Annotated in this window: 17 protein-coding genes; 6 read left to right on the top strand and 11 right to left on the bottom strand. The window is 40.6% G+C overall.

Annotated elements, in window-relative coordinates:
- Positions 1-250: 250 nt before the first annotated feature.
- Together H6G74_RS13450 and H6G74_RS13445 are read right to left on the bottom strand one after the other, a co-directional pair.
- Positions 251-1,699: a DUF4335 domain-containing protein gene (locus H6G74_RS13450; RefSeq protein WP_190968148.1), complete on the bottom strand. Its 1,449-nt coding sequence runs from the start codon at positions 1,697-1,699 to the stop codon at positions 251-253.
- Positions 1,696-2,322, bottom strand: coding sequence for a DUF3038 domain-containing protein (locus tag H6G74_RS13445; protein ID WP_190968147.1), 627 nt, complete (start codon positions 2,320-2,322; stop codon positions 1,696-1,698). Before H6G74_RS13445 ends, H6G74_RS13450 begins: the two co-directional genes overlap by 4 nt.
- A 545-nt stretch (positions 2,323-2,867) precedes the next feature.
- On the opposite strand from H6G74_RS13445, the gene H6G74_RS13440 reads away from it, so the two are divergent.
- The 3 genes from H6G74_RS13440 (at position 2,868) to H6G74_RS13430 (ending at position 4,922) form a co-directional block, all read left to right on the top strand.
- A complete protein-coding gene (locus H6G74_RS13440) occupies positions 2,868-3,386 on the top strand; it encodes an adenine phosphoribosyltransferase (RefSeq protein WP_190968146.1) in 519 nt (172 codons plus the stop codon).
- Positions 3,387-3,564: 178 nt separating this feature from the next.
- Positions 3,565-4,605, top strand: a complete 1,041-nt coding sequence (locus H6G74_RS13435; protein WP_190968145.1) for an ABC transporter permease — start codon at positions 3,565-3,567, stop codon at positions 4,603-4,605.
- 35 nt (positions 4,606-4,640) lie between these two features.
- A complete protein-coding gene (locus H6G74_RS13430; protein WP_190968144.1) occupies positions 4,641-4,922 on the top strand; it encodes a hypothetical protein in 282 nt (93 codons plus the stop codon).
- A gap of 88 nt (positions 4,923-5,010) precedes the next feature.
- Here H6G74_RS13430 and lspA read toward each other — a convergent pair whose 3' ends face one another.
- The 3 genes from lspA to cruF all read right to left on the bottom strand — a co-directional run bounded on the left by lspA (position 5,011) and on the right by cruF (position 7,279).
- Positions 5,011-5,484 (bottom strand): signal peptidase II, encoded by a 474-nt coding sequence (lspA, locus tag H6G74_RS13425; RefSeq protein WP_190968143.1) that lies wholly within the window; start codon positions 5,482-5,484, stop codon positions 5,011-5,013.
- Positions 5,485-5,564: 80 nt separating this feature from the next.
- A complete protein-coding gene (locus H6G74_RS13420) occupies positions 5,565-6,119 on the bottom strand; it encodes a biotin transporter BioY (RefSeq protein ID WP_190968226.1) in 555 nt (184 codons plus the stop codon).
- A gap of 251 nt (positions 6,120-6,370) precedes the next feature.
- Complete coding sequence (gene cruF, locus H6G74_RS13415; RefSeq protein WP_190968142.1) at positions 6,371-7,279, bottom strand: gamma-carotene 1'-hydroxylase CruF; 909 nt, start codon at positions 7,277-7,279, stop codon at positions 6,371-6,373.
- A gap of 526 nt (positions 7,280-7,805) precedes the next feature.
- Here cruF and H6G74_RS13410 point away from each other — a divergent pair.
- The gene (locus tag H6G74_RS13410; protein WP_190968141.1) at positions 7,806-8,252 is read left to right on the top strand and encodes a hypothetical protein; all 447 of its coding nucleotides are present in this window, start codon (positions 7,806-7,808) and stop codon (positions 8,250-8,252) included.
- Positions 8,253-8,526: 274 nt separating this feature from the next.
- On the opposite strand, the gene rpmA is transcribed toward H6G74_RS13410, so the two are convergent.
- The 3 genes from rpmA to H6G74_RS13395 all read right to left on the bottom strand — a co-directional run bounded on the left by rpmA (position 8,527) and on the right by H6G74_RS13395 (position 11,075).
- Positions 8,527-8,808 carry a 50S ribosomal protein L27 gene (rpmA, locus tag H6G74_RS13405; protein ID WP_190592671.1) on the bottom strand — a complete coding sequence of 94 codons (282 nt, stop codon included), beginning with the start codon at positions 8,806-8,808 and terminating at the stop codon, positions 8,527-8,529.
- Between the two features lie 24 nt (positions 8,809-8,832).
- On the bottom strand, positions 8,833-9,222 hold the full coding sequence (rplU, locus tag H6G74_RS13400; protein WP_190968140.1) for a 50S ribosomal protein L21: 390 nt from the start codon (positions 9,220-9,222) through the stop codon (positions 8,833-8,835).
- 425 nt (positions 9,223-9,647) lie between these two features.
- On the bottom strand, positions 9,648-11,075 hold the full coding sequence (locus tag H6G74_RS13395) for an ABC transporter substrate-binding protein (protein ID WP_390849788.1): 1,428 nt from the start codon (positions 11,073-11,075) through the stop codon (positions 9,648-9,650).
- A 72-nt stretch (positions 11,076-11,147) separates the two neighbouring features.
- Here H6G74_RS13395 and H6G74_RS13390 point away from each other — a divergent pair, with 72 nt between their 5' ends.
- Positions 11,148-11,906, top strand: coding sequence for a YebC/PmpR family DNA-binding transcriptional regulator (locus tag H6G74_RS13390; protein WP_190968139.1), 759 nt, complete (start codon positions 11,148-11,150; stop codon positions 11,904-11,906).
- 445 nt (positions 11,907-12,351) lie between these two features.
- On the opposite strand, the gene H6G74_RS13385 is transcribed toward H6G74_RS13390, so the two are convergent.
- The 3 genes from H6G74_RS13385 to H6G74_RS13375 form a co-directional block, all read right to left on the bottom strand.
- Positions 12,352-13,545, bottom strand: a complete 1,194-nt coding sequence (locus H6G74_RS13385) for a catalase (RefSeq protein ID WP_190968138.1) — start codon at positions 13,543-13,545, stop codon at positions 12,352-12,354.
- Positions 13,546-13,658: 113 nt separating this feature from the next.
- Positions 13,659-15,296, bottom strand: a complete 1,638-nt coding sequence (locus H6G74_RS13380) for a peroxidase family protein (RefSeq protein ID WP_190968137.1) — start codon at positions 15,294-15,296, stop codon at positions 13,659-13,661.
- A 54-nt stretch (positions 15,297-15,350) separates the two neighbouring features.
- Complete coding sequence (locus H6G74_RS13375) at positions 15,351-16,361, bottom strand: DUF2235 domain-containing protein (protein WP_190968136.1); 1,011 nt, start codon at positions 16,359-16,361, stop codon at positions 15,351-15,353.
- A 369-nt stretch (positions 16,362-16,730) separates the two neighbouring features.
- Here H6G74_RS13375 and H6G74_RS13370 point away from each other — a divergent pair, with 369 nt between their 5' ends.
- Entirely contained in the window at positions 16,731-17,999 is a 1,269-nt protein-coding gene (locus tag H6G74_RS13370; protein ID WP_190968135.1) for an FAD-dependent hydroxylase, read from the top strand.
- Positions 18,000-18,276 lie beyond the last annotated feature (277 nt).

Genomic DNA, 18,276 nt, shown 5'->3' with positions numbered 1-18,276 from the left:
GTGAAAACTGGATGTAGGAGTGTAAGGGTTTTGAATAAGTACACCTCTATACCTCTATATCCTTACACCCTTTCCAAAACCCTTGATTTTTCGTCTCACTGCGTAAGTCCTAATCTAAAATGGTATATTTCCACAACCGAAAACCCAGATTTTGTTGGGTTTCACTACCCTGTGGGAAGCCACCCTTCGGGTGTCTACGTTCCACCCAATCTACATTTAGTTTTCTCTTTCACCTGTAACCTATCACCCGTCACTGATACCCCTTCCAAGGAGTAACTTCTAGTTTGCCATTAGGATTAAACACTACTTGGTAATGCGCTAGAGGTTCTTGGTTGTCTGGTGCTGCACCATTGGAACCATAAACTGATTGAAACATATTTGGCAATGGTGTTTCACGGAAATGATCAAAGGCAACTTGATTTAATGGTTCATAATCAGCGATGATGCCATCTTTATTGATGGCGACTCGATAGCGTAAATCCTTGGTGTAGCTGGGAGTACCTTTCCAGTTTTGGCGAATTGTGTTGTACAGCTTTTGGTTTAATTCTTTAACGGTGTTAGCGTCTGTAATTTTCCGGCCTACTACCTGTGGTGTACCTGCATAACCGCGCCAAGGACTAACTTCCAACACACCTTTGTTAGTAAACACTACTTTAAATTGGGCTATGGGTTCATTATTAATTGCCGAACGTTTTGCCGGGTTGTAAAGCAGTTTTGGTAGTGGAGTGAAATTAATGCCTTCATTTGAACCTTGATTTACTGCCTTATAACCAACGATCGCACCATCACCAGCTACACCAACACGATAAACTAAATCTTCCTTGACGGTCGAGCGATCGCTCCAAGCCGGGTCAATTTGATTCCACACCTGACGATTTAAAGCCCTTAGTTGAGATGGGTCAGTAATTTCGGCTGTTGTATTTAATAGGGCTTCTAAATCTGTGGTTGGGGGTGCTGTGGCGGCTGTAGTTGGAATGGCGCTGGGTGTCGCTGTCGGTGTGGCGCTGGCTAGGGGCGTTGCTTCTGTAGTAGGGGTGGCGACAGCAGTTGTCGTTGGTGTGGGAGTGGCGCTGCTTTGGGTTTCTGGTTGCGCTTCTGGTGTGCGAACTTGGGGGGGTGGAATCAAACTAAAAGCAACCGCCGCAACAGCTACACTCGCAACTCCAATACTGGCTGGTAGTGCTTGCTTGACGACAAGTTCACTAGCACCACTGTAGCGTCGGGGTATTGGTTGTAATTCTAGGGCTAACTCCGGTAGGGTTTGGGTATCGGCAAAAAATTGATCTACTGCTTCTACTAAATCAAATAACTGCACCGTATTCATATCAATTTGAATCGGTGATTTATTTGCCTGAGAACCCAAAGCTTCAGTACTGCTTTCAGAATGTACAATTAGCCGATGACGGTTATGGTCAATTTTTTGCAGTTCTACTAATTCTGAGTCTTGGTTATGGGCTTGGGGGTTGGGGATATTGCTTAAAAATTCTTGTCCATAAGCACTCACAGCCCTCACCAAACTTTCAAAAAATTCTCGACCTCCCACTAGAGGCTGCTTATAACCAGATATATAGCATTCTACATTGACCAATATCGATAATTCTGGGCGGAGTTCTTGTAAATGTGCTGCCCTGGAAGCATCGCTTAAACCCTCTAAAAGCAACGTACAGTTAGGTAAACTGTATTTCCGTTGAATGTTCATTCCACTTCCCCATCAAAAAGACTAATCCAGAATCGCTGCATTCCGGCCGTACCAGTACAAAATAGAAGTTTTTCTAACAAATTAATGGCTAACTCATCTAATTTTTCATCAGATGTTAATGCTAGTACCCCAGAACGCCGCGCATTCATTCTGCTTTTAAAATGCACTCGAAAGCGTTCTAGGTAATTAGATAAACGCAAATTTTGTTCCAGGGGGATTTGTTTTTCATTCATTTGCTGATATATCATCAGCATTTGACGGATGACCACGGTTAACCGCCGTGCAATGTAGCAAGCAATAACTACTAAAGCCTTGGCTTCTATAATTGTTAAGGGTCTGCGGATATTAGCGCGGCGCATGGGGTTAGAGCTACGCATCCGCCATAAATTTACCCGATTTTTAATAATATCTTTTAAATCCAACTCTTCTGCAAAGGCCAAAATTGCTTCGGAACCACCGAGTTCTAAAGCTTCAATGGCCAATAAGATGAGGTCGATTTGTAGCCGAGTTCTGGGCGGACATCCTTGTCCTGCGATCGCCGGATCTGGTAACGTATCCAGAATCATAGGCGTTGATGCAGGTGCGGGACTGTTGAACGGCGTTATGCTCGCGGAGACATTCATTCTATAAATTACCTTGTGCGCTTCCAACAGACTAGATACACTAGTACAACTAAATTTAAGATAAGTAGCCAAAAAATAACATTAAACCTGTGGCAGTAGCCATAATACCTGACGTATACATGACTTAACTTGTTCTACTCCAAAGCTCTCATATACCTAAATTTCCCTTTTTACAGCATCAGTTTACCTTCTTGTATTGAGTACCATTCCATAATTTAAGCTTGGTGTAGATTCTCACTATCGTCAATGGATGATGATACTAGAGCCTCAAATCCAGCGTATGACATTATAGTGTACGATTTTTCAAGTCTGAAGTTTAAAGTATGAAGTCTGGAGTGGGAAAATACTATATTTTCTGCTTCAGTCTCTCACCCCTAGTAGATTCCCGCTTAAAATCAAGCATCCATAACTGGGGAACAGGAGCCAGAATTCAGAATCCAGAATCCAGAATGAAAAATTTATTCTGACTCCTGAGTTCTGACTTCTGAATTCTTCTTCACACTTCACACTTCATACTTGACCTATTCCCTATTTTCTAACTGTTTATGGACTTAAAATCTTTAATTCGTGAAATTCCCGATTATCCCAAGCCTGGTATTTTATTTCGAGATATTACTACTCTACTGCGCGATCGCGAAGGACTGCGATATACTATTGACTTTTTTACAGAAAAATGCAATGCAGCAGGATTCCAAGCAGATTATGTGATTGGGATGGAGTCACGGGGATTTATTTTTGGCGCTCCCCTTGCTTATAAATTAGGCGCTGGATTTATTCCCGTCCGCAAAAAAGGCAAGTTACCCGCAGCTGTTCACTCCATTGAATATGAACTAGAGTACGGTACTGACTGCTTGGAAATGCACCAAGACGCTTTGCATCCAGGCAGCCGCGTTTTAATTGTGGATGATTTAATTGCTACAGGTGGTACAGCCGGTGCAACAGCCAAGTTAGTTCAAAAGCTTGAGTGTGAACTCGTAGGTTTTGGGTTTATTATCGAGCTACGGGATTTACAAGGGCGGAATAATCTCCCCAATTTGCCGATTATCTCGTTAATTGAATATTAGTCAATGGTCATTAGGAGCCAGTGTGTTGGAGAGACAGCGCGATGGGCGGGTTTCCCGACTTAAAGCGACTGTCGTCGGCTTCGCCGACTTGTAGCAACTGGCGTTCATTGGTCGTTAGTCATTTGACTAATGGCAAAGAACAAAGGACAAAGGACAGAGGACAGAGGACAAAATAAAAATGACAGCTACAAAAATTTCCTTGGAGACCAGTCGAGATTGGCTAATTCGGCTAATTACGAGTGAAACTTTTATTTATGTGGTGAAACGGGTATTACAAGCGTTGTTTACATTATTGTTGGCATCGGCGCTGTCGTTTTTCATCATCAAATTGTCTCCAGGAGATTATGTAGATACTCTGCGCCAAAATCCCAAAATTTCCCCAGAACGAATTGAGGAAATTAGAAGACAGTTTGGGTTAGATAAGTCTTGGCCTGAGCAATATTTATTGTGGTTATGGCGGATATTTACTAGAGGAGATTTTGGTACCAGTTTTGTCTATCAGCGTTCTGTAGCTTCGCTGTTGTGGGAGCGTGTACCGGCAACTTTATTATTAGCGATCGCTTCTTTAATTGTGACATGGGCGATCGCTATTCCTTTGGGCATTGTTGCGGCGGTGAAGCAAAATCGCGCTACAGACCGCATCCTACAAGTCATTAGTTATGCCGGACAAGGCTTTCCCAGCTTTATCACGGCACTATTCTTATTAATCTTTGCTCAATTTACCTCGCCTTTATTTCCCGTCGGTAGTATGACCAGCATTGATCATGCTGATTTATCCTGGTTCGGTAAAATTATTGATATCGGCTGGCACATGATTCTACCCACAATTGCCTTAAGTATCACCAGTTTTGCTGGTTTGCAACGCATTACCCGTGGGGAATTGTTAGATGTTCTGCGTCAAGATTATATTCAAACAGCCCGCGCCAAAGGACTGCCAGAAAATCGCGTCATTTACGTTCATGCACTCCGCAACGCTATTAACCCCCTAATTACTTTGCTGGGTTTTGAGTTAGCCAGTTTATTAGGCGGTGCATTCATCGCGGAACAGTTCTTTAACTGGCCAGGTTTGGGGAGGTTAACTTTACAGGCGGTTATCGCTAAAGACCAATACTTAGTTATGGCGAGTTTGGTGATGAGTGCTGTGCTGTTGAATGTCGGTAACTTACTCGCAGATTTAATGTTAAAAGTAGCCGATCCTCGAATTAAGTTAGACGCTTAAATAATTTAGTCAATGGTCATTCGTCCTTTGTCAATATGCTTTCCGAAGTTTATTATCTAGTGCGTTCCAAAACAGATGGTCGTTATTTAACAGCACGTCCCAACTCAGAAGAGTTAGGTTACATATTACTGTTTCGAGAAAGTTTTGATGCTTTAAGCTATCTCAATACTCATGCAGCAGAGGTAGCAAACCGCTTTGCTGTAGAGTCTCTCCCTGGAGGCCAAATCAGCAGTTTGCTCAAACGCTGGGGTTTTATTGGGGTAGCAATGGTTACTGACCCTTTATTACCCAAGGTAGAATTTTTACAGCATAGTTGAGTAGAGTCATTGGTTGATAGTCAATAACACCAAGCTCTCCCCTACTCCCCTACGGTCTTTATGATTGCTCTTTCGCCAGAAACTAAGATCACCTTCTGCGGGGGGTAGTGGGTGTTTTTTGAAATGAGGCTATCAGCAAACAAACAATACCTATACTAATAAATGAATCTGCAATATTAAATACAGCAAAATTAATCAACCGTAAATCTAGAAAATCTACTACATAGCCTAAAACAAAGCGATCAATACCATTACCCATCGCCCCGCCTAAAATGAAACCATAACCCAACTGATCCCAACGACTGAGCATTGAGCCGAACAAACCCAAGGCTACTAATACTAAACTGACTCCTAAAGATAACCAGCGTAACCACTCCACCTTGCCACTGAATAGACTAAAAGCTGCACCGGTATTAGTTACATAAGTAAAGTGAAATACTCCAGGTATGAGTGGTAATGTATCTCCTAATTTAAAGGTTTGTACTATCCAATATTTGGTCAGTTGATCTAAGAAAAAAGCAGTGAAGGCCGCAATCCAAAACAGGCGATTTTTTAAATTCATAGTGAGTTAATTCAGCGTCATTATTCATTGGTCATTAGTCACTAGCTTTTGACAAAGGACAAATGACAATGGACTAATAACTAATAAAACATTAAATGGCGTAATAAATAAGCTATTGAGGTAACAGCACAAATGACAACTAATTGTCCTGGTACGGCAAACCACGAGTATTTCAGAATTGCTTGGATTAAGGAGAGATTTTCTGTACCTTGCCACTGAAAAAAGTAACTCATGGTCAAATAAGCAATACCGCACAAGTGAATGGTTAACAAGCCACAAATACAACTAAATGCCAAAGATTCTAGTTTTGGCCTGGCTTTAAACGCTAGAAATCCACAAATCCACGCTCCAGGAATAAAGCCTAAAAGATAGCCAAACTGGGACAGTCGGACATAACCCAAACCTCCACCTTCGGAGAATACAGGCAATAAAGTTAACCCCATAACTAAGTACGCAATTTGTGAGAGCGCCCCAGCATTCTGCCCTCCCAAACAACCTACAAGTAATACGGCACCAATTTGAAAGCTAACACCTAAAGAAAAGGTTTGAATTCCATGTTGAGTCCAACTCCAAGGCCAGGTGATACTATATGCTTCCAAAAATGTGCCACCCATTGTTAGGAGTAAGCCAATCATAGACCATAATAATTGAACGGTTCCCACAATATCTGTACTTTCAGCTATGAATCTCTTAAATATGCTCAAAAACGGTAATTTTTAGGTTGTAAGTAAATTAACTGGAATATTTTTAACCTCAAGAACTATGCTTAATCAGTTTTAGATCCCCGACTTCTTGAAGAAGTCGGGGATCTAGTTGTTCATCAATAATTGGGGGTTAGGTACTGAGAGTAATTTCCCTTTTATCCCCGGCTATTGCCAAGAGTTTCTTACTTCAAAGCAACTTTGACGCTGGCTACAGAAACTTCTTTAGTTGCTGGTTCAAGGGTTACTTGATTATTTGCTGCTGATGCTTTCCACCACAAGGTAATTGCGGGGGTAACACCTAAAACTAAACCTAACAATACGGGAATAGAGAAACCAGCAGCCAAGCTCATGACTGTAGCAAAACCAAAGTTACTTAAGTAGACTACTAAAGGTAGATTTAGTTGCGATCGCTCAAATTTAATTGGCTGGTTTTTCCACAATAAGGCTGCTACTGTCATGAAGACTGTGCCAGTACCTAACCAACCAGCAAAGTTTTGATAAGGCATTCCAAAGAAAGCCCCTGGTTGTTGCCAATACCAGAAGGGTAAGGTAGTTTGACTCATGGCTGGGTCAAGCACAAAATCCCAGGAGGTTAGCAGCAAAGAACCCAAGCCAATTGCGCTAATATGCCGCCACAAGCTTGGTTTTGTATCTACTTCTAAGCCTGCACGAGCTAACAAGTAAGATACACAGCCTAAATAAAACCACGATAAGGGAATTGTAAAGGGAACTAAACCAGCAATTTTATATCCCAAGCCGCTTAAATATTGATAGTGACCAAAAGGAAAGCCTGTACTGGTTCCTAATAATTCACTAGTTAAAGAAATTAATACAGCAGGCAGCAGAAATGCCACAGCACGACCCACACCCAATGTCCGCGAGGCATACAACAATACAGCTGCTGCACCCAAAATCATATAAACTACACCACCACCAGCCATACTCCACTGCATCGCAGTTTGTCCAAATTCGGACAAGTTCAAAATCAGTTCGGCATTGGGTACAACCAATAATATCCCTACTAACCCAAACACCATTGACACAATATGACCGATGAGGCTTACACGCTCAACGACAACAAGTTGTTTCATGACCATTCCTTAATCAGATGTGATACTTTGCTACTCTGCTGCTAACAGTTTACAAATGTTTACGAAAATATTTAACTAGTTTGTACTGTAATTCTTGGGAAATTTATAGAATGTGCGGACGGCCTATTGATTACGTTTGGTAAAAATAGGATGATAAACATATAGTCTAAGTCATTCTCGTCAAAATATACTTAAACTAACCTAGCTTTCTGGAAGAGAGCGATCGCCTTTACTCCCACCAGCATCACAACTCCTACAAGTATGATCATGTCGGCTAAAAGACAGATGAGCAACACCGTATGGGGTAGAGTAAAGGTCTTTGTGTTTATGCACTTATGCACGAATATTAAAACTGAGTAGTTGAATATGATACTTCAGAAGTCAGAATAAGAATATGCTTTCTATCTAGCTTTGACAATTCAACTATATAGTTCACTGACTTGCAGTCTGCTGCATCAGTTGAAGTTTTTGGTCATGGAAAATTTATTTAAAGCATCAATTTACTTATTTATAACGAGAGCAACTTATGTCTATTTTCAAAAACCTTCCTTGGACATCACTATTATTAGTACTGATTAGTTATAGTACCCTGGGCTGGGTGTTATCAGAAGCACACATGCCTTTATCTCTTTGGATAGTCATCGTAGTTGGGATATTAGTTTTACTATCAAGTTTAGCCATTCCCTTTTTAGCAATGGCTAATTATTCTAGTGTATTTTTTGAGTCGAGTATCAAAACTTTTTTTATTGCCGTGTTTGGGGCATTTTTATTTTTCCTGATGGTTGCTTGGTTTCGCCTCTTTCTTGATACCTTACTCATTATTGCGGCGGCAATCTTAGCAAAAATTGATTTTTACACAGCCGGATTTAATGGCAGGTCAGCCTTTTTAATTACATCCTTATTTTCATTGGTAGGTATAGCTTGCGGTGCAATTCTCCACGAAGAATTTGCTGTATATACATCTATGCGTTGAAGGAGGTAGAAGGCAGTCCCAATGAAACAAGTTTCATAGCCAAGCATGAAAGTGGGACTAGCATTTTTACTCAGCACTCAGCACTTTCAAGTCAGGAGGTTTTTATTCAGCTATGGGATTCAGACTCCTCCTGAATCATAGCCACCAAATTTTTAATCTGGTGCGGTATCTCACATACTAACTCCTGCATTCATTGATAAATAAATGAGGGTGGAAGTAACCAACCCTCATTTTTTATCGACTATTCTGGCTAATGAATCAAATTAGCAAGCATTTAGCTGGCTACTGCTTCAGTGGGTGCAGCAACTGGATAAATGCTAACTTTTTTGCGAGATTTGCCTTTTCTCTCAAAGGTGACAACGCCATCAATTAAGGCAAACAAAGTGTCATCGCTACCGATACCTACATTGTTACCAGGATGGAATTTTGTGCCACGTTGACGTACAAGAATATTACCTGCACGCACAACTTGACCACCAAAGCGTTTGACACCTAGACGCTGGGCATTAGAATCACGACCGTTGCGTGTACTACCTGTTCCTTTCTTATGAGCCATAATTTCCTTGTTATGTTTATTTTTTTATGATTCAGCAGTGGTTTCCGCAGGGGAATCATCAGCTACAGCCGCCGCTTCCGATGCTGTAAATACCTGACCATCGAGAGTAATGGAGTTAATTAACAGTCTGGTAATTTCTTGGCGATGACCCCGTTTTTTGCGGGTTTTCTTCTTCGGCTTCATTTTGTAGACTATGACTTTGCGACCTCGGAAATGGCGCAATACAGTTCCTTCTACAGTTGCCCCAGATACTAGAGGCTGACCGATGCTGAGTCCACCATCATGTTGTACTAGTAGTACAGAATTTATTGTAACTTTTTCGTCTGGTTGGGCAGTTAGCAGTTCAATGTCGTAAAAACGACCAGGCTCAACTCTAACTTGTTTACCGCCAGTTTCAATAATTGCGTAGGTCATTAAATTGTCCTTGGAGTTGCCGTACAGGTAGCTAACAAAAATCTCTTGTAGAGAAAGCGAAATATCTAAACTTGATGAATCGCTGTGGTTAGCCTTTGTGGTGTGTCTACCTGATCCGAGCAGGAATAAGACAGACAATCTAAAATCATAATTGATTTATAGGACTAACGTCAATATCAATATGCACAAAGGTTGTCTGTGGAGAATGGGTGTGAGGGTTTGAGTAAGTAATTGATTTTTCGTCTTATTGCGTAAGTTTTATGGTATGTGAGAGTCAGTTGAGTAAATTTACAGATTATTTTTTCAACTTTGCATAAAGTTGGTGAATATGGCTGAAGTTAATAGTGACACAGAACAGCACCAACAAAATCTGAGCGGAAGATGTCACTGCTCAGATTTTTCCCTTGATTATGGTGATTTTGGAGTTATTTAAAGATTAAATCTAGCCGTTGCTGACTAGTTTGAAGTGCTTCTGTTGGCGAAAGTTTACCCAGTAATACAGCCTCTACTGCCCGTCCGATATTATCGGAAATGCGATTGTAACCAGGAAAAATCGGGCGACTACGGCCATACTCTGCCTGTGCTAAAAAGACTTTTAATTGGGGTATTTTCTCGATAAATTCTTGATATTTGGCGCTTTGGCGAGATTTTAAATTAATAGGTAAATAACCTGTTCCGAGAGCTAATTCTGTTTGAAAATCGGCACTCATGGCATATTCAGCAAATTTGAAGGTTGCTTTTTGACGTTCTGGTGTGGTTTTGAATAAGAAGAGATTTTCACCGCCAATATTTGTAGCAGGTTTTTGGTTCACTGGTAGGGGAAATACACCAAAATCAACGTTAGTAGCTTGAAATTGCCCTAAATTCCAAGGGCCATTGATTTGCATTGCGACTTTTCCAGATAACAAGGGGTCTGTTTCATAACCTCGTTCTGGGGCAGATAACATTGTGGAACCATCTGTAATTAAGTTACGCCAAAATTGTAAAGCTGCGATCGCTCCGGCATTTTCGGTTAATCTCACACCTACGGCATTTTGGGCATCACCAGTCACCAACTCACCACCACTACTCCACATAAATGGCAACCAAGTAAAAACTGTAAATTCACTTTTACCCAAGGGCAGAAACATTCCATACTGGTCTATCTGGCCGTCATTGTTAAAATCACGAGTTAATTTTTGGGCAACTTGGCGAAATTCTTGCCAATTGTGCGGAATTTTTGTAATTCCCGCCGCTTTAAATAAACTTGGACGGTAAAAAATGCCCAGGTTATTGGTAGCAAAAGGAAGCGACCATAACTGGCCTTTGTATTCCATAGAAGCATACAGAGTTGGGTCAATTTCGTTTTTGACTGGGGAATTTGCTAACATCTCATCTACAGGAATTAGCGCCCCTAGTTCTACCAATTGTCCAGCAATAGTTGGGTTATACCACAATAAATCCGGTGGTGCATTGCCAACAACAGCAGCCAAAATTTTTGGTGTTTGCTGATCCTGTTGCCCAATGTATAAAGATTCTACTTGAATATCTTTATGGGTTTGGTTAAATTTATCTACCAACTTTTGTAAGACATCTCGATTTGGTGGTGGATTCACCCCATGCCATAAAGTAATATGAGTAACCTTACCTGCTTCTACTCTAGAACGCAGAGTTTGACATCCGCTTAAAGCAATTATGCCTATGAGTAGTAATAACAGTGATTGCTGAAGATATTGTGGCAATTTCTTTTTTCTGCGCCTAAATATGCGACTAGTACGCAAAAATCGTGCCAAAATTCGCTGGAGAAGATGAATCATTAATTTAACAGGGAATAGCAACTCTTGAAGAATGAAAGTTAAATTTCTATACTTCATACTTCAGACTTCACACTTCATACTTCACTTGTATATCCTAATCTTTGGAGATAGCGGAAATAGTTACAAGTTATGGCAGGTCATAGTAAATGGGCTAATATTAAGCGCCAAAAGGCTGTAGTGGATGCTAAAAGAGGAAAAACTTTCACGCAGTTATCGCGGGCTATTATTGTGGCGGCGAGAAATGGTGTACCAGACCCGGCGGGGAATTTTCAACTACGTACAGCGATTGAAAAGGCAAAGGCGGCGGGTATCCCCAATGATAATATAGAACGAGCGATCGCTAAAGGTGCAGGTACATTTAACGGCGATAACCATAGCCTGGAAGAAATTCGCTACGAAGGTTACGGCCCCGGTGGTGTGGCAATTTTAGTTGAAGCCTTGACTGATAATCGCAATCGCACGGCGGCTGATTTACGGGTGGCTTTTAGTAAAAACGGCGGTAACTTGGGTGAGACTGGTTGCGTTAGCTGGATGTTTGACCAAAAAGGCGCGTGTGTTGTGCAGGGTGTGGTTGATGAAGACCAGCTTTTAGAAGCATCTTTAGAAGGCGGCGCTGAGTCTTATGAAATGACTGAAGATGAAACGGCGGAAGTATTCACCGAGGTTGCTAATTTAGAAATTCTCAACAAAACCCTGAAAGACAAAGGCTTTAAAGTCACTGATGCTGAATTGCGCTGGATTCCCAGTAATAATGTCGAGGTGACAGAATCCGATCAGGCGCGATCGCTACTCAAGTTAATTGATACTCTAGAAAGCTTAGATGATGTGCAGAATGTCACATCTAATTTTGATATGTCAGAACAGTTATTGGCTGTGAGTCTTGTTTAAGCATCTATCTAGCAAATTGGTAGTAAACAATTTGTCATTTTTGTCCAATTTGACACAAAAAATTTATATCCAGAACAAAATAATGACACATTGTTTTGCGATAGTTTTGTTTGTAAGTTACTGATGAGATTTCCATTCTCGCTAAGTAATTAGCTTCAAGGTTGATAAGGCTTTAGTCTTCTCAAATTAAAAGATGTTTTCCGTCTTAACCTGCATTTTAGAGAAGACTAACAAGCCATTTCTTAAAAATAAATTTTATAGGAGGCTACAGTATTCAATCCACAAATTTAATTAATAAATCTACTGCTGCTGCTGGCAACAAAGCTCACAAATAACAGTTCTACATAGATTTATATCTTCTCAATTTTCTGGAAAAGTAATTACTCAGGTTGAAAGTCGCTATTATCTGCGGATAACAGCGATATTTTTTTTATAATTACTAGTTTTAAACTTTTGTCTCGATTGTTGGTTCTTGATACTTGACTCCGCGTTTTGTATGACGGGAATTAGCCACAATAGGATACACAATTGAACGTAAGCGATTAATTGCACCAACAGGACGATGAACGGCTAAACCATTTCCTGGCGAAAACCGGAGATTTTCACCAAAATTATTTTCTAGGGGAGAATCGACTTTTTGATGTTTAACTGTCAGACGACCAATTGTAAAAAAGGGTGATTCTTCTTCACTCCAAACAATGGTGGAATCATCAACAGACATTTCTGGTTTGGTTTGAAATTGAATTTGAAAATCCCAAGTATATTCTGCATCTGGCTTGGCTAAAGCTTGCATAATATCTTCTCGGTAATAATTATCCTCTGCACCGGAAGTTTTGACACGTTGAAGCTCACTTTCTGGTCTCGACTCTAGAGGTAGTAGTTGATGAGGTGCTTGACTAGAAACTGGAACAAACCCATATTTAATAACTGCTGGGTATTCTACAGGAAATCGACCTACTTGGGATGGGTCAAAATCTGATTTGAGTCCCACAGCATAAGCTGAAGCACTCCAATAACGTTCTGTAAGTAAACTTTTAGGAAACCGTTTGAAACTTGTTTGTAAAAGAGTAGCTTCGTAGGGATGTAACTTGAGCCAAATTAGCACCAACAACCTCAAAAGTGGAAATAACCCGGCTCGATAAATTGTCAAAAAAAAGCTGTAGAAGTCTTTAATAGTTCTTACAAAAAAGACATCATGATTATGAACAATAATGTCATGGGTGTGTAACTCATGACTGTGGGGTATTCGTTCTCCTTCTACACCTATAATTTTAACTGCCATCGAGCGTGTATCGCCTTCATAATCATTTTTAACAGAGAAAGCCCCACTGGCAAATCTTAACCACACCGGATATTGTTTTGCTTGAGCAAATAAACCTTGTTTGAGGGAAATTCCTTGAATTTCAGCTTCAGGCAATGCAGTACGTTGACGCAATTCTTGTTTAATTGCTGCTTCATCAAAGTCAAAAATTTCTAAAGTTCCTTGAACAGCCGCGTGGGTTTTAGAGTGAGTGTCTCTCTTGGCGATTTTTTGCTTTTCACCTTTGTACAGATTATCCATATTCTTTTTGACTAGCTCACTCATCAGAGCGCAGTATTTAGCTTCTTCTTGTTCTGGATATTCAGTAAATAGTTTCATTTTTCAGTTGCTAGATAAGTAGAAGGATTAAATTAAACAATGAGAATTTCAGATCCCCGACTTCTTAAAGAAGTCGGGGATCTAATTGTTCCTATCAATCAAACTCAAATCAACTATGCTTTGTTTAGGTCAAAAGTAACATTGTACTTTTTACCTGATGAGGGAACGTTGCGATTCACTAAATCTGATACGGTGTTGGTAGTTTGATAGATTTCCCAACCGATAGGTGACAGAGTATTTTGATTGAAGATTTTTGGTGATAATAAAGGATTAGTCAGAGCTTGGGAAAAAGCATCAATCCCAATTAATCTAGCGACTAACGGAGGAATCGTAGAATTTTGTCGCACATCTTCTGAGTAGAGTCCTACAAAGAACTCAATATTATCAACATGACCATAGAATTCTTTGAGTTTTTGTTGAGTAAATTCATCCCCAGTAATTTGATCAAAGCTGGTGACTCTGGGGAAACCACACAATTCTCGATAATCGTTGTAGCTGGCTAATTGTAGTTCTCTACCGAGTCTGATGGAAGGTAATTCAGCTAATTCAACTAAGATATCAGGCGTGTTGAATAAACCAATTCTTGTCCCTGCTTGCGAACAAGTTTCTTCCATTAATGAGCCTAACCCTTGGTCAATTAATATTTTATTGTTCCAGAGAATTTCGACAACATGAGTTGGTTTACCGTTACAAACAAATTTTTCGGGAATTGCACTATGCCAACGATAAACAAAGTCAAATTCAATAGCCATGTGATTGGTACGATACCAACTTTCTTTAGTAAAAGCTTCTGGATCAGCAAATAGCTTAAAGTGATAAGGAGTGATGTGGTTGATGTACTCTTCCATAATAATTTTGAGAATAATTGCCATGAGAATATTTCTGGCAGTTTGGAAGAGACGTTCATCATCCCAATCAGGATAATTCTTAGCTAGAACATCACAAATACGGTTGTGTTCGCGCAGACAAAGAACATTGAGCATCACATAACCAATTTGAACATTGGCTCTTTCTACTCCCATCGCAAACATATATTGTTTTTTATCGGCTGGCTGTCTTTTTTCATCATTGATTGGTTCATAAAGACCAGCAAATTGGGGGTCTACTATACCTTGTGCTGGGTCAGAATAATAAAATAGGGGGTATTCTTCTTCTACTCCGTCTTGGCGTTTGAGTTTTTGAGTTTTGAATTTACCGCCTTGAAAGCTTCTTAAAAGATGTGTTTGTTTTCTGGTTAAACCATAAACATTACACAAGTCAATTTCATGGTTGGATGTATTTTTTAATTTGTTATGATGATCGATGCGGAGGAAACTATCGGTAAACCACTGTACCCAATAGGGAAACAGCATCGTTGATTTGCTAGAGTAAATGGTTTGACCGTCTCTTTTACGGAATAAAATAGCTAGGTCTTCAACTTTAGGAAGATTTTCTGGTGTATTGAGTTTGGGGTCTGGTGGTAAGTGTCTACCTGTGTAAGTGCGATCGTTGAGTGATTCCCAGGAAGTATAAGTATCAGTTTTTTTCTCTTTATCTGTATCAGGAATATGCTTATCTAGTGTCATCATACTGTAGGGATTGGGACGAGTGGGAATTTTGTAGATGAGACTATTGAGCAATGCTTTATTTACTTTCCGTCTGATAGATTCATTACTTTGAAGTAATCCCCAAACGCCTTTAAAATTAGTTAATACAAATGTTTGAATTTTGTTGTTTAAACCATCTCTGGATGTGTCTCTTTTACCAGCCATAATACTTACCTCTGTATTGATTACAAGTAAAATCAAAAATGCCAAAATTGGAAGTTAATCTAAGATTTTGGCAATAATCTTTTGTAAATTTTTGGGGCGATAGTCTTTGCGAACTTTCAAACGGTTGATTGTGCTGTCGTGTAGCTCTTCAATCGCGTCACCGACATCACGCAGTTTGATTCCTGCTAATTTGAAGAATCCAGGGTCATTCTTAAATTCGCATTTATAATTGGGGTTGATCCCTGTGGGAATGACGTTTGGATCAAATTCCAGTCCCAGTCCTAAATCACCCACTGAATCAATCATCCACTGTAAGGCTGCATCTGATAAGCCGCTATGTTCTTCAGTTCCACCTCCAACGCAACCATGTTCACCAGGAAACCATTTTTGAATTACCCGTTGGTTTTCGGCTTCAGGATGGGGTTTCATGGGGGTGACATCAAAGATTTCCCGAATTTCATCAATGGCCATTGCGTGCAGTGCATTTTGGATATCTTTGTTTAAGGTGGTGTCGTGGAATCTGTAACGCTGATTCAGTTGGTCGTGAAATTTTTTGAAGGCGGCTAACCCAGGAATTCCCAGCGCCCCAACGGTGTCAAAACAACCAATTAAAGTGATCGGAACGCGATCGCCATATTTGTTCCGATAATCTACAGCTTCTTTATCTTTGGGCTTGACATTGCGTTTTCGATAAAGTTCGTAAGCTTCATGGGCTTTGGTGACATGTGGTCGGTCTAGCAAACCTGAACAATAAATCATTCCCGCTAGACTTCTGACTGTGTAAGCACCACGACTAAAACCAAATAAATAAATTTCATCACCAGGAACATAGTTAAGCACCAGAAACCGATAGCAATCTTCGATATTTCTATCAATTCCTAACCCCGTTGCTCCACCTAAAATCTTTTGATTTTCGGTACCAATTCCCTCATCATAAAATACAATCTGTGGAACTCCGTCATTTGCAGTTGATTTGACTGATTGAGCCAGTTTCACGACATTACTGGGGTAGGCATTCGTTAACTGTTGCCAAGTTCCATCACAACAAATTACAAGCCGTTTCATTATTCTGTTTTCAGGTTATGAAGTAGTTTTAGCGCAGTCAAAAAATGTCAAACTTTAACTCATGATTTATAAGTTAAATTAAGACTTTTTGGGTATGGTAATTATGTTTTTTTAGTAACCAAAATTGCCATACGCTAGACTACAAACACTTTATTAATCCAGCAAGTATTTGTACAATAAATTTACTTTCACTCTCCTTGAATCGGACAGTTAAGACAGTTAAGACATTTAAGCCAAGTAAATTAGTTAGAAAAATTCATGAATTACTTAGGGATGTTGATGGCAGGATTGAGAATTTAGGTTTCAACTTGCTCTATCGGGGGCGATCGCGTAAGAATAATAGTTAGGATTGCTTAATTTCTCTTAACAATGGCGCTAACGCAGTTTACTCAAACTATTTCCCCCCAGCAACCCGCAACAGACAAACGGGGATATGACTATGATTTGGTGATTGTCGGCGGTGGAATTGTTGGGTTAACCCTAGCCGCAGCTTTGAAAGATTCTGGCTTGAATATCTTGCTAATTGAGGCGAAGGTAACATCAGCATCCGTAGCCAAAGGCCAAGCTTATGCAGTGCATCTGTTATCAGCACTGATTTACCAAGGTATCGGCGTGTGGGACAAAATCTTACCCTACATCGCCAAATATCGTCATGTGCGGCTTTCGGATGCTGACTATCCTGATGTGGTGGAATTTGACGCAGCAGATATTGGTAGAAGTTCGCCAGAGTTGGGTTACGTCGCGGAACACCAAGCTTTGCTACAGCCATTGCAAGAATTTGTCCAGAAATGTCCGAATGTGAATTATCTTTGTCCGGCTGAGGTTGTGAACACGCAGCATCAGCAGGATATAGTGGCAATCGATATCAAGATTTCTGAGCAGATATACACAGTCCGCAGTAAATTACTGGTGGCGGCGGATGGATCGCGATCGCCCATTCGCCAAGCGGCGGGAATTAAAACTCATGGCTGGAAATATTGGCAGTCTTGTATAGTGGCTTTTGTCAAACCAGAAAAACCCCACAACGATACTGCTTACGAAAGATTTTGGCCGAGTGGCCCGTTTGCGATTTTACCTCTGCCAGGGAATCGTTGCCGCATTGTCTGGACAGCCCCCCACGAAGAAGCAAAGGCTTTGTGTGCTTTGGATGATGAGCAATTTTTGGCAGAACTTAGCCGCCGCTACGGTGATCACATGGGTAAATTGGAGTTACTCGGCGATCGCTTTGTCTTCCAAGTCCAACTGATGCAAAGCGATCGCTATGTCCTTCCCCGCTTGGCGTTAGTTGGTGATGCAGCCCACAACTGTCACCCCGTCGGCGGACAAGGCTTAAACCTGGGTATTCGAGATGCAGCCGCCCTCGCCCAAGTTATCCAAACAGCCCACAAAAAAGGCGAAGATATCGGTAAAATTCAAGTCCTCAAACGCTATGAACGCTGGCGGAAACTGGAGAACCTGACAATTTTAGGGTTCACCGATTTGTTAGATAGAATGTTTTCTAACCAAATCCTACCTTTGGTAGCGGTGCGGCGTTTGGGTTTATGGTTAATGCAGCGAGTTCCAGTGTTAAAGGTATTCGCCCTGAAGTTGATGATTGGTTTAAAGGGACGGAGTCCACAGTTAGCACAACGGTTTTAACAATCCAGTCTATAACTTGATTTTGGGAATGCGATCAGACTGGAAATAATAGATGAAATATTCATTAGCCAACAGCGCAAATGACCCAATATCAAAACTCCAAGCCAAAACCTCTCAAAAACTCTAATTCTCCCTCCTCGCTTGCGGGGAGGGGGTTAGGGGGTCTGACAGGTGTAGGTTTTTTACAAAGGTGTGAGTAGTCAATCACTCTCGACAGAAAATAAAAGCAGAATCATAGAGTGAAACAGAGGCTCAAATGCTAAAAAATGAGTACCTC

This window comes from Nostoc spongiaeforme FACHB-130, from assembly GCF_014698475.1.
Taxonomy (GTDB): Bacteria; Cyanobacteriota; Cyanobacteriia; order Cyanobacteriales; family Nostocaceae; genus Nostoc_B; species Nostoc_B spongiaeforme.
The sequence above is the reverse complement of the archived record's forward strand: the minus strand, read 5'-3'. Positions and strand labels throughout refer to the sequence as shown.